The organism is Paenibacillus oleatilyticus (assembly GCF_018998565.1).
Classification (GTDB): Bacteria; Bacillota; Bacilli; order Paenibacillales; family NBRC-103111; genus Paenibacillus_G; species Paenibacillus_G oleatilyticus.
Window position 1 is genome coordinate 1 of sequence record NZ_JAHNZO010000026.1, and the last position, 11,573, is coordinate 11,573.

Below are 11,573 nucleotides of genomic sequence, written 5' to 3' on the forward strand. Positions count from 1 at the left end.
TCGATAGTATGATTAAAGCACAAAAAACCGTAAGAGGTCACTTTTTTTCAAGTGTCCATCTTACGGGTTACAGTTCACCGGCCTTCGGTGGTTTTTCTCCGCTTATTAAAGTTTCACTACAGCGCGCCGTGGGCTGGCGTCCAGCAGACCATGATGTGCGACCAACACTTCAGGGGCTGATAGAAGATCGGCAGCCTTGTTACGCTAACGAGCAGGAGGCTCACAGAAATCGATCGTCATACACCAGCATAAAGGATCACTCCCTCCACAATAAGGGCAACAACCTCCTGTATATGTAATTTTAGCTGTATCTGAATGAATCACACCATAATCAGTAATCGGTTCGACGCCTGCGATCGGTTCGTCTTCCGGGATCTCCCGCACTTTCATGTCCGACCACTTTCCGCTCCAGGAACAGATACTGCACTTTAGAATCTCTTCCGAATGGTTCAGCGCATTCTGGATGACGATTATGCATTCTCTACTGTAGGTATGACAAGAAGGACAATTGTGTATTTTCATGATTCATCACCTCTCAGCTAAAGTGAGCTCTCCGTTTCGTAGTTTCTTAAACCCGAGATATCCTCTGAATTCCGGGGTAGGCTGTACTTGCTTCAAACGATTGGGGGAAATGCGGACTCCTTGCATCTACTTACGATCGAAGACGCGCATCGGTTGCAGGTATCGCATGCCGATGGGACGTAACATGGCCCCTTAAACAACAAAGGCGCTCCCGCTCAATATACGAACGGAAACGCCTTTATAGCGAATTAATTCCCGTCTTCCTTGATGCGGAAGCTGCGGGCGATGTAGAGCACCGGCGTCGAAGCGACGGAAATGACGAATTTGAATAAGTAGGTCGTCAGCAAAATTTGCAGCCAGACATCCAGCGTATATACCCCGGTAAAAGCGATGGTACAGAAGACCAGCGAGTCCACAAGCTGGCTGAGCCCCGTGCTGCCGTTCGTCCGAATCCAGAACTGGTTGTACACGGGAAACCGTTTCTTCAGATAGCTGTACACCCTCACGTCGAGGAACTGGCTGATAAAATAAGCGCATAGACTGCCCGCCGCCAGCCGCGGCATTAAACCGAATATCGTCTCTAGCGAGCTCTGTGCGATGTCGCTTTCCTGCGGCGTGAACACGAGCGCCATCTGCATGATGACCGTCGAAGCGACCAGGCTGAAAAAGCCAAACCATACCGCCTGCTTGGCTTCCTTTGTCCCATACTTCTCGTTGAGCAGGTCTGTCGACATGTAGATCGACGTGTAGACGGTGTTGCCGAGGGTCATCACGATGCCGAGCAGCTCGATCGTTTTGACGACTTGGATGTTGGCCAGCACGGTGGCGAAGCCGATCCAGGCGTACAGTCCTTTCTTCCCGAACAAACGATAGCAAAGCAGAAACAAAGCAAAATTCACGACAACAAACAAAATTCCCCATGCCAAATTAAACACGAACCGTTTCCCCCTTAGTTTTGATAACGCGGGATGGTCTCGAACCGCGGATGGGCCGGAAGCCCGATCGAATAACAGAATAGCAGAAACGCCCAAGAAAAGGAATGGAACGATTTTACATAAAAAATCCCCTGAAAGCCGCAGCATCGTTCGACAACGTGCGGTTCAGGGGATTTTGCGCGGAGAGGCCCTTATTTCTTAGCGGCGAGCCAGTCGCTTATGGCACTGGTATCGGCATCGGACAGTCTGCCCTTGAAGGAAGGCATTCCTCCTCTGCCATTCGCGACAATAGCCGCGATCTGGTCCTTGGAGTACTTGCCGCCTACCTTCGTCAAGTTCGGGCCGACCCCGCCTTCAAAATTGGCGCCGTGACAGCTGATGCAATTTTGCTTATAGATCGCTTGGGCATCCACGGTAGCGGTTCCGCCTCCCGGGGCAGGAGTTGCGGCTCCTTGATCCGCAGGCGGCGGCGTTTTGGCGGGTTGATTACAAGCAGACAGCGAAACGGCAAGGAGAAGGGCGACACAGACAAATGTTTTCTTCATTTGGCGAGCTCCTTTGGGAAAATGCTTGAGCTTGTCGGCCGGGGAACCTTGGCCATCAACAAGCCTCGATCCCTGTCCGTTCAGGGACGTCTGGTCTAGGGTTTCCTGCGCCGTTTTTTTCATGCACGGCTGCGGCGGACAAGACGCTCGATCCGGGCTGCGGCCCTTGCTATAATAGAGCTGGAACGGGAACTTGTCCGTTCGAACAGGAGAAGGGGGAGAAGCGCATGCTTTTCATTGACAATAACGGCATTACCGATCCTGCATTGAACCTGGCGCTGGAGGAATATGCCTTGAAGCAGCTTCCGGCGGACCATGATTATTTGTTGTTTTATATCAATGAGCCGTCGATCATTATCGGGAAAAACCAGAATACGGCGGAGGAGATTAACCGGGAGTATGTCGAGGGCCGCGGCATTCATGTCGTGCGGCGTCTGTCCGGCGGCGGGGCGGTATACCACGATCTCGGCAACCTCAATTTCAGCTTCATTACGAAGGATGACGGCAAGTCCTTCCATAACTACCGCAAGTTTACCGAGCCGGTGATCCGGGCGCTGCATCGGCTTGGCGTCGAGGCGGAGCTGACGGGACGCAACGATATCCAGGTCGGGGAGCGGAAAATATCCGGCAATGCGCAGTTTGCCACCAAAGGGCGGATGTTTACCCACGGCACGCTGCTGTTCGATTCGCAGATGGACCATGTCGCGTCCGCGCTGAATGTCAATCCGGAGAAATTCAAGTCGAAGGGCGTGAAGTCAGTCCGCAGCCGGGTAGCGAACATAACGGAATTTTTGAGCGGGCCGATGACGATTGAGGCGTTCCGGCAGCATCTGCTGGACTCGATCTTTGAAGGATCGGAGGTTCAGCGGGTTGAGCTGAGCCCAGCCGATTGGGATGCGGTACGGCAGCTCGCGGATGAACGGTACCGGAGCTGGGAGTGGAACTATGGCAAGTCCCCGGCGTTTAACGTTCACCGCGTGAAGCGCTTGTCTGCCGGCACGTTCGACGTCCGGCTGTACGTGGAAGCGGGAGTGATCCGCGAGGCCGCAGTATACGGCGACTTCTTCGGCCAAGGGGATGCGGCCGAGTTTGCCGCCAAGCTGCAAGGTGTCCGATACGATACGGCTGCGCTGGCCGGGGTGCTGGACGATGTGAATCTTCAGCATTACTTCGGTCAGGTGACCAAGGACGAGTGGCTGGAGCTGCTGTTATAAGGCGCATGGGCTCGATGCTTCGGGAAAAAATGATTGTAAACCAATCATTCTCCGCCGGAACCTTCTCGACGATTGTATACTAGAGTCTAATATGGTAACGAAGTGGAGGAAACGGATTGAAATTGATCGAGAAACAAGGGCTCTCAGAGCAAGAATTGCGCGATATTCGGGCACTTGCAGACCTGTGCAACGCGGAGGAAGGCATTACGCTGAAGCTGAACTGGGAAATGCTTTCCGAACGGCGGGCCGGGGTAACGGACGACTTTTTGATGTATGAAGGGGAAGAACTTATCGGGTTTCTGGGAATCTATTCCTTCCAGTCAACGGAAGTGGAGATCAGCGGCATGGTGCATCCGCAGCACCGGCGGAAGGGCGTATTCACCCGGCTGGCCGATGCGGCGACCGAAGAATGCAGGCGCCGCGGGATTCCGAAGCTGATCTTTATATGTCAGGAGCACTCGGTTTCGGGCAAAGCGTTCCTGCAGGCACGGGGAGCGGTCTATTCGTTCTCCGAGCACTGGATGGAGATGCGGGTACCGGAAGGGCAACCGCCGCAAGTTCCGGATACGCGGCAAGCGGAAGCTCTGGAGCTCCGCGTGGCGAACGCGGACGATGTCGAAGTACTGACGGAGCTCAACCGGCAGGGGTTCGATATGTCGTACGAGGATGCCAAAGAATTCGCGGAGAAAACCGTAGCCGACGGGAAGGAGAACACATATGTCGCGGAGCTGGGCGGCAAGCCGATCGGCAAGCTGGCTGTACGTGTGGATGAAGGCGTCGCCTTTATTTTCGGTTTTTGCGTATTAACGGAGTACCGGGGACGCGGGTGCGGACGGGAAATTTTGGCCCGGACGATGGAGCGCATATACCGGGAAGGCGAGACGGTCCGCTTCGAGCTGGAGGTTGCGGCGGACAATCCCCGGGCGCTCGGGCTGTACGAGTCGTGCGGCTTCCGGGCGCTGAACGCGAACGATTATTATACGATTGAGCTTGGCGGATAGGCGAGCTTCGATCGGAAGCAGAACGCAGGTGCCTCAGAACGGGAGGCGGCCTGCGTTCTTTTTTAGCATAAGGGTCGGACAGCGTGGGCTTTAACGCACCGTTTGCCGCGGCTGCCGCGCGCATTTTGCATTGACTTTTAAACCTACATGTAACTATAATTGTTACAACAAGGGACCGCAGCATAGAGAGAAGATGACTCCGTCCCAATTACGGATGAGAAAGAGATGTGTAGCTGTATGAATCGGATAGGAAAGGTTGTGCTTGACCAAAATCGGGTTGCGACGCTAATGATGGAAAATGAGCATCGGACGCGGAACGGAGGCGCGGGTTTATGAGCCGGGTCGAAGCTTCGGCGCAAGGCTCCGTGCCGTCACGCCGAATATGGATGGTGTTCATCTTAGGCTCGTTGTCCGCATTCGGGCCGCTGTCGCTCGATATGTATTTGCCCGCATTGCCGAAGCTGGCGGACGAGCTGAACAGCAGCACGTCGATGGCCCAGCTTAGCCTGACGGCTTGTCTGCTCGGACTCGCTCTCGGCCAGCTGTATGCCGGCCCGGTCAGCGACGTACGCGGCCGGCGGCTGCCGCTGCTGATCGGTCTGGTCCTCTACGGCGTATCTTCGGTGCTCTGCGCTGTTGCGCCATCGGCAGAGCTGCTTGTACTGCTGCGCTTTATCCAAGGGATGGCGGGCTCCGCAGGAATTGTCATTTCGCGGGCGATTGTGCGGGATATGTACTCGGGAACGGAGCTGACGAAGTTTTTCTCGCTGCTGATGCTGGTGAACGGGGCGGCGCCGATTCTTGCGCCCATCGTCGGCGGGCAACTGCTGGAAGTCACCTCTTGGCGCGGCGTGTTTGTCGTGCTCGGCCTGATCGGCGTCCTGATGCTGATCGCGGTCGTGCTGGCACTGCCAGAGACGCTGCCGCAGGAGCGGCGGTCCAAGGGAGGATTGGGAAATACGCTGACGACGTTCCGCCGTCTCCTGGGCGACAGGACGTTCATGGGCTATGCCCTGGCGCAGGGCTTCGTCATTGCCGCCATGTTCGCCTACATTTCGGGCTCACCCTTCGTGCTTCAGGATATTTTCGGCGTGTCGCCGCAGATGTTCAGTGTCTGCTTCGCAATTAACGGCCTTGGCATCATTCTCGCAGGGCAAGTCGCGGGCCGGCTGGCCGGACGGGTTAGCGACAAGCGGCTGCTGGTCAGCGGGCTGGCGCTCGCTTCGGTCGCCGGTGTGGCGCTGCTGCTTGCGATCGTATCGGGAGCCGGGCTCTATGCGATTCTGGTTCCTCTGTTCTTCGTCGTATCGAGCGTCGGAATCGTGTCCACGGCCGGTTTCTCGCTGGCGATGCGCAACCAGAGCGAAGCGGCGGGAAGCGCCTCGGCGCTGCTCGGCGTACTGTCGTTCATCTTCGGCGGGATCGTTGCGCCGTTGGTCGGCATCGCCGGCAACCAGACCGCCGTGCCGATGGGGATCGTGATCGCCGCAGCCGATGTCGGCTCGGTGCTGTGCTATTTGCTGCTCGTGCGGCGGCATGAGAATAAAGCTTAATGGTTAAGAAGCCTTCCGCAGGCCTAGGTTGGGAAACCTCATGGCGGAGGGCTTTTTTTGTATATTTTTGCAGCCTGGACCGTCGCGAAAAAGAACGAAAAATCGCGTAGTGCAGCGCTCCAGCGGATAAAATCGTTTCACGGGGAACATTGTCGGAAAAAGTCTTTTTCCGGGTGCAGGAAACGATTTTTACAGCGCGAATTTATCGGTATATGCATAGGATACGCCTGCCTGCATCGGAAGCAGGTTCGTACGCGACTCGGCAGATCGGGGGAGCGGAAATCCCCTTCATGACGGCGTGCTGTCGAAATCCGCTTTGTAGAATCCTGTTATTCGACATGGCGAAGGAGAGAAAATCAAGTGAGGTTCTGGTTCCAATTCCGCAAGCTGTTTTTCTCCGTGTTCCAAATCCGTATGAGAACCTTATCGCTCGCCACCGGGCTGCTGGTGCTCACAAGCTCGGTTCTTATGCCGATTCTGGAGCCGGAGCAGTTTCCCAGGGTTTACGACGGACTGTGGTGGACGGTCGTTACGCTCGCTACGGTCGGCTATGGGGATACGTTTCCGAAAACCGATCTTGGCCGATTGTGGGCCATTCTGCTCATTGTCGGCGGGGTCGGTTTGTTTACTTTATTTATCGGGAGGCTCTATGAAATGCTGGTCGAACGGCAAGAGAGAAGGAAGAACGGAGACTTGGATTATACGAAGCACGGCGGCGGCCATGTCGTCGTCATCGGCTGGAGCGGCCGCGCCCGGATTACGATCAAAAACATCCTCAAAAACGAGCCGTCCACAGACGTCGTGCTGATCGATGACCGGCTCGCTACAGCGCCGCTGGACGAGCATAATTTCCTGTTTATCCGGGGGATTCCTTCCAGGGACAAAACCTTGCACCGCGCCCGGGTGGCGGAAGCCCGGGAGATCCTTATTTTTGCCGACGAGTCGCTAAAGGTGGAGAACCCGTACAATGCCGATGCCCGCACGGCGTTCATTCTGACAAGCGTCGAACGAATAGCGGGGAACGTGCGGACGACGCTGGAAGTGGTGCTCGAAGAAAATCTCGCCAATTTCACGAAAATCGCTTCCGACACGCATTTCAGAATATCCGACCAGTCGTTCGCCGAGCAAATGTATTCGGGGCCCAAGCGAAAGGCGGCGGACCGGTAAAACAAGCAACCCCTTCTTCCGCTATGGGTCGAAGGGGTTTGTCTATGGGGCAAATCGAGGATCAGTTCACCCACTGCACGACTTGCTCAAGCGATTGTCTTGTTTTGGGGCGGGGTTCGCTCACGCGGTAGCCGAAAGCAGCCATGCAGGAAATGCCGAAGTTGCCTTGAAGAATCCCTTCTTCTCGAAGCACCTGCTCTGCCTTCGCTTTGTCGAACCCTTCGATCGGGCAAGAATCGACGCCAATTTGAGCGGCTGCCGTCATCATATTGCCCAGGGCAATATAGGTCTGCCGGGCTGCCCATTCGAACATCACGCGTTCGTTGTCGAGCAGGTCGAAATCTACTTCCAGAAACTTATGGTAGATACTGGTGAAGTGGGCGCGGATCTCTTCCGGGAACTGCTTGACGTTCGTCAGCATGTTTTGAATATAGTCCGAATCGGCGACCATATCGGCTTTCGTCCGGGACAGGATAATGACAAAATGGCTGGAGGTCGGCAGCTGCTTGGACGCTCCCCAAGTGACCGGCAGCAGCTTTTCGCGAATTGCCGGATTCTGCACGACGACAAATTTCCACGGCTCGAAGCCAAAGGAGCTTGGCGACAGCCGTCCGGTCTCCAGAATGAACTGGAAATCCGCGTCGCTGATCTTTTTGCTGCTGTCGAATTCCTTGCACGCATGTCTGAACTGAAACGCCTCTATAATTTGCTGTTTTCTTGCTTCCATAAGTAACGCCTCGCTTTCGGACAATATTGGTTCCTGTTTAGCATTATAACCTCCAACATCCGAATGCGTAAGTACGCACATTTTTGTTATATAGTTCCCATTTGTATACTATGATGACAAAGAGGCCGCGGGAGCGTATCCCGGACCTCTTCTTTTCATGCCCTTTTGCACGGGGCGGCGGACAGTAAGGGTTAAGACGCGGCAGCCTTGGCTTCCCGTGCGAACTCGACGCGCACCTTGAAATAGTCCCCGTCGATGTCGATGCGAAGCTGTCCGCCTTGCAGCTCGACGATGCTTTTCGCAATGGAGAGCCCGAGGCCCGAGCCTTCGGTATTCCGCGACGTGTCTCCCCGCTTGAAGCGTTCGAAAATTTCGTCCACAGCGAAGTTAAGCTCATAGGCGGCAACGTTGTTGATCGTGAAGACGACTTTGTCCGCTTCCTCGGTTAACGCGAGGTGAACCCGGGTATGCGGCATCGCGTATTTGAGCGCATTGCTGATCAGGTTCTCGAAGACGCGCCATGTCTTGCGCCCGTCCAGCGGAGCGGTTACCTTCGGGTTGTCCACCCAGACGCGGAAGGTGAGCGTGGAAGCTTCGATCTTGTCGCTGAATTCGGCCAGCGCCTGCTGCAGCAGGTCGGCGACGTTGACGTGCTCCACCGCCAATTCGACGGACCCGCTCGCCATTTTGGACGCTTCGAACAAATCGTCGATCAGCACCTTCAGCCGCTGCGTTTTCCGGTCCAGCACCTCGACATAGCTCGCGACGGTCTCCGGGGGCAGGTCCTTATGCTTGAGCAAATCGACATAGTTCATGATCGAGGTGAGCGGCGTCTTCAGATCGTGGGATACGTTCGTAATCAGCTCGGACTTCAGACGCTCGCTCTTTGTCTCGCGTTCGACGGACGTCTTGATGCTCTGCTTGATGTTGTTCAGCAGGTGCGCCAGCCGGGCCAGATTGCCACGGCCCTTCTCCACGATCGTATGGTCGAACCGGCCGGAGGCAATCGCTTCCGCGCCGGTCAGGACGCGGACCAACTGCCGGATTCGGCGTAGGAGGTAGGGAACGACGACAAATGAGTAAAACAGTACATATCCGGTCGATAAAATGAATTTCCCATAATTATAGCGGTATATCTCGTTCAATATACAGTCAACAAAGTTGATTACGAAAACGCTGAACAGTAGGGTAAGAACAAAGATCGCGCCTGCCTTAAGCAGGATGTTCCTTTGGGCCAGATTGTCTCGAAAGTACCCCTGGAACTTGCGGTAAACCCCTGCCTCCCACTGCTCCCGGAGCACCTGCGGATTGCGCAGCAGCAGCACGGCATCGCCAAGCAGGAGTCCCAGACAGCCGATCAGCAGCGCCAGTAGCGTCCATTGCGCAAAATGGCTCGGACCGACAGGCAGCCGGAATAAGGCGGCGGAGCTTCCGTAGCTTAACGCAAACATGGTCAGAACATAAAAAAGCAGCAGGCGAAGCTCCAGCGGAATCCCGCGGATGATAGCCGTATAGTTCTGCTGTACAACCTCGATCCCACAACGATTTCGGCGCAGGTAGAAGATCAGTGTGGCGGCGGCCGCCACGGTGGCGCCCAGCAGGTACAGCTCAAAAATTAACCGCTCCCGCAGCGTATTGAAGTAAGCGTGGTCGGCAATCATTTGACTGAAGCCTTGGGGCTCCTTCGGAAATACAAAAGTACCTTCCAGCCGATACTGTTGGAAAGACCGGTTGATCGATTGCAGAGCGCCGCCTTCCAACGTCGTTTGCGGCAAGCGGATGGCATAGAACGCATCCTCCATCTCTCCCTGAGCCGGACGGTAGTTCCTATTGGCATAAGTCTCACCGGTCTCGAGATCTTGGACATAATATCGAAAGGAGCCGCTGCGGGCCGACAAACTGTGTTTGACGGCAGCATATTGTTTGTTATGAAAATCAAGATAGTTCTTGATTTCCTTCTCGATCCGCTCGTTTTTCTGCCGCTCTGCGTTCGGTAAGATGTTGGCCTCTGTGTCTTGTAGTAAGGCAATTTTTTTTCTAATACGCGCAATCTCGGCCTGCTCCGCTCCCGACTCTTCCGCGGAATTGGCGGCCTGCTCCCGTTTTTCCTTTGCTATCGCAACTTCATTGTCAATCCACGCCTGCAGGGATTGGATTTGATTCTGCACCTCTGCCTTTCTTTGCTCGACCTCGATGTTTTTCATCGTTTCAAAATGCCGGGTCCATTGCTCCATTCGGGCCTGCCCGATCTTCTCGGCGTCCGTCTTATCCTCCCAATGGTTATAGACCACATGAACGTTCCGAAACAGATTGAAATGCTGCTGAAGCTGCTCGTAGAACGCCGGGGACCGAAAGTAGTAGTCCTTTTGAAGATATTCCTGATTCTTTAACACGTCCGAGGCTGCGAGCAGCCCAAGCGCAATCAGGTAAGAGAGCAAGCCCCAAGCCAGCCAAGGGACGAGCTTACTTCTCGATTTTGTAACCAATGCCCCACACCACCTTCAAATATTTGGGCTCCCGCGGGTTGATCTCGATTTTCTCGCGGATTCGCCGTACGTGCACCGCTACCGTATTCTCGCCGTTAAAATACGGCTCTTTCCATACCTTTTCATAAATCTCCTCTATCGAAAACACACGCCCCCGATGCTCGATCAAGAGCTCAAGGATTCTATATTCGGTCGCCGTCAGCCGGACCTCCTCCTGATCCACGAAGACGGTTTTGCTGCGTTTGTTCAACACGAGGCCCCGAACTTCGATCTCGTCCTCGGTTGCCTTATAATGGCCCAGAAGCGTGTAGCGTCGAAGTTGGGACTTCACCCGGGCGGTCAGTTCCAGCGGATTGAAGGGCTTGCACAAGTAATCGTCGGCGCCAACGGTCAGCCCCAAGATTTTGTCCGTATCCTCGGATTTGGCGGACAGCATGAGAATCGGAATATTGCGGCTTTCGCGGATTTTGAACGTCGTCTGAATGCCGTCCAGGCCGGGCATCATGACGTCCAGAATGATCAGATGGATATCTTCCTTCTCCAGAATGTCCAAAGCCTCCAAACCGTGGCTTGCTTTGAATACGTTCATGTTCTCGTTCTTCAAATAGATTTCGATGGCGTCCCGAATCTCCGGTTCATCGTCGGCCACCAGCACATTGTACTTCGGCATCATCTTACTCCTTGAATGCTGCATTCGAATTTACGGCTGCTTGCAAGCGCATATGTCTATATTAAAGGAGACTTTTGTCAAAAAAGCTACCCGATTTCTTACAAATTTCTTACGAAGCAGGAGGAAGGTTAAATCAAGATTGATTGATGTATGGAGAAATATGGAAAGTTGAGCTAAAATGATAGAAGACGTAGCGGGAACCTAAATTTAACGGCTAGGAGTCAAACCCATGCAACCAGTAACAAGGGAAAAAATAAAATTCATGAAGCATGTTCTGGAAGAAGACCCTTTTTATTTGGTGATCGGAGATATTCAGGAAGAGTCCGATCCCGACCCGGATGTGAACAGAGACGCTTTGCAAGCGTATCACGAGTTCTTAAACGAGTATTCGTCTTTGAGGTGCGGAGGCGTTATTTTCTTTGGCCGAAAAGAGCTGCCGGACTACCAATTTCCCGTAGCAGATATGCCCGGCGGATTCGAGGAATGGGTATGTATCGGGAAGATTGAGCCTTATCCGTTATATATAAATAAACAGGACGGACGAATCTGTTGTTTGACCGGCGATCCGGAAACGGAAATGAAAATCCGGCATTACGGAGAATTTCAGGAGTTTTTGGAAAGCTATGTTTTCGGTGAAAAATACGTCGAAATCGGAGGCCGGGACGATTGGTATGACCTGATGAAGCAACGAGGCCTACTAAAATAAACGGGGGAGCCGCGCAAACCGGCTCCGGCAGTCTATTGTGTTCTCTG

11 protein-coding genes are annotated in these 11,573 nt (G+C 54.3%); 6 read left to right on the forward strand and 5 right to left on the reverse strand.

Annotated features, from left to right (window positions below):
• Positions 1–299, forward strand: a 299-nt coding sequence (locus KQX66_RS26790) for a hypothetical protein (RefSeq protein WP_216795942.1), incomplete at its 5' end; no start/stop codon positions are given.
• A gap of 471 nt (positions 300–770) precedes the next feature.
• Here the strand turns inward: KQX66_RS26790 and KQX66_RS26795 are convergent.
• Positions 771–1,457, reverse strand: a complete 687-nt coding sequence (locus tag KQX66_RS26795; RefSeq protein WP_216795943.1) for a queuosine precursor transporter — start codon at positions 1,455–1,457, stop codon at positions 771–773.
• Between the two features lie 191 nt (positions 1,458–1,648).
• Positions 1,649–2,002 carry a c-type cytochrome gene (locus KQX66_RS26800; RefSeq protein WP_216795944.1) on the reverse strand — a complete coding sequence of 118 codons (354 nt, stop codon included), beginning with the start codon at positions 2,000–2,002 and terminating at the stop codon, positions 1,649–1,651.
• 227 nt (positions 2,003–2,229) lie between these two features.
• Here KQX66_RS26800 and lplA point away from each other — a divergent pair, with 227 nt between their 5' ends.
• The 4 genes from lplA to KQX66_RS26820 all read left to right on the forward strand — a co-directional run bounded on the left by lplA (position 2,230) and on the right by KQX66_RS26820 (position 6,937).
• Positions 2,230–3,216, forward strand: coding sequence for a lipoate--protein ligase (gene lplA / locus KQX66_RS26805; protein WP_216795945.1), 987 nt, complete (start codon positions 2,230–2,232; stop codon positions 3,214–3,216).
• Positions 3,217–3,332: 116 nt separating this feature from the next.
• The gene (locus KQX66_RS26810; RefSeq protein WP_216795946.1) at positions 3,333–4,217 is read left to right on the forward strand and encodes a GNAT family N-acetyltransferase; all 885 of its coding nucleotides are present in this window, start codon (positions 3,333–3,335) and stop codon (positions 4,215–4,217) included.
• Positions 4,218–4,549: 332 nt separating this feature from the next.
• A complete protein-coding gene (locus tag KQX66_RS26815; protein ID WP_216795947.1) occupies positions 4,550–5,770 on the forward strand; it encodes a multidrug effflux MFS transporter in 1,221 nt (406 codons plus the stop codon).
• Between the two features lie 360 nt (positions 5,771–6,130).
• Complete coding sequence (locus KQX66_RS26820) at positions 6,131–6,937, forward strand: potassium channel family protein (RefSeq protein WP_216795948.1); 807 nt, start codon at positions 6,131–6,133, stop codon at positions 6,935–6,937.
• 61 nt (positions 6,938–6,998) lie between these two features.
• Here the strand turns inward: KQX66_RS26820 and KQX66_RS26825 are convergent, their stop codons facing one another.
• The 3 genes from KQX66_RS26825 to KQX66_RS26835 all read right to left on the reverse strand — a co-directional run bounded on the left by KQX66_RS26825 (position 6,999) and on the right by KQX66_RS26835 (position 10,820).
• On the reverse strand, positions 6,999–7,664 hold the full coding sequence (locus KQX66_RS26825; RefSeq protein ID WP_216795949.1) for an NAD(P)H-dependent oxidoreductase: 666 nt from the start codon (positions 7,662–7,664) through the stop codon (positions 6,999–7,001).
• Between the two features lie 191 nt (positions 7,665–7,855).
• Entirely contained in the window at positions 7,856–10,150 is a 2,295-nt protein-coding gene (locus tag KQX66_RS26830; protein WP_216795950.1) for a sensor histidine kinase, read from the reverse strand.
• On the reverse strand, positions 10,128–10,820 hold the full coding sequence (locus KQX66_RS26835; protein ID WP_216795951.1) for a response regulator transcription factor: 693 nt from the start codon (positions 10,818–10,820) through the stop codon (positions 10,128–10,130). The genes KQX66_RS26830 and KQX66_RS26835 overlap by 23 nt, the downstream gene beginning before the upstream one ends.
• A gap of 229 nt (positions 10,821–11,049) precedes the next feature.
• Here KQX66_RS26835 and KQX66_RS26840 point away from each other — a divergent pair, with 229 nt between their 5' ends.
• Positions 11,050–11,526 (forward strand): hypothetical protein, encoded by a 477-nt coding sequence (locus KQX66_RS26840; RefSeq protein WP_216795952.1) that lies wholly within the window; start codon positions 11,050–11,052, stop codon positions 11,524–11,526.
• Positions 11,527–11,573 lie beyond the last annotated feature (47 nt).

What these genes read in the sequence shown, in the direction of transcription:
- KQX66_RS26800 (WP_216795944.1), bottom strand. Translation starts at nt 2,002, where the DNA reads ATGAAGAAAACATTTGTCTGTGTCGCCCTTCTCCTTGCCGTTTCGCTG.
- lplA (WP_216795945.1), top strand. Translation starts at nt 2,230, where the DNA reads ATGCTTTTCATTGACAATAACGGCATTACCGATCCTGCATTGAACCTG.
- KQX66_RS26815 (WP_216795947.1), top strand. Translation starts at nt 4,550, where the DNA reads ATGAGCCGGGTCGAAGCTTCGGCGCAAGGCTCCGTGCCGTCACGCCGA.
- KQX66_RS26825 (WP_216795949.1), bottom strand. Translation starts at nt 7,664, where the DNA reads ATGGAAGCAAGAAAACAGCAAATTATAGAGGCGTTTCAGTTCAGACAT.
- KQX66_RS26835 (WP_216795951.1), bottom strand. Translation starts at nt 10,820, where the DNA reads ATGCCGAAGTACAATGTGCTGGTGGCCGACGATGAACCGGAGATTCGG.
- KQX66_RS26840 (WP_216795952.1), top strand. Translation starts at nt 11,050, where the DNA reads ATGCAACCAGTAACAAGGGAAAAAATAAAATTCATGAAGCATGTTCTG.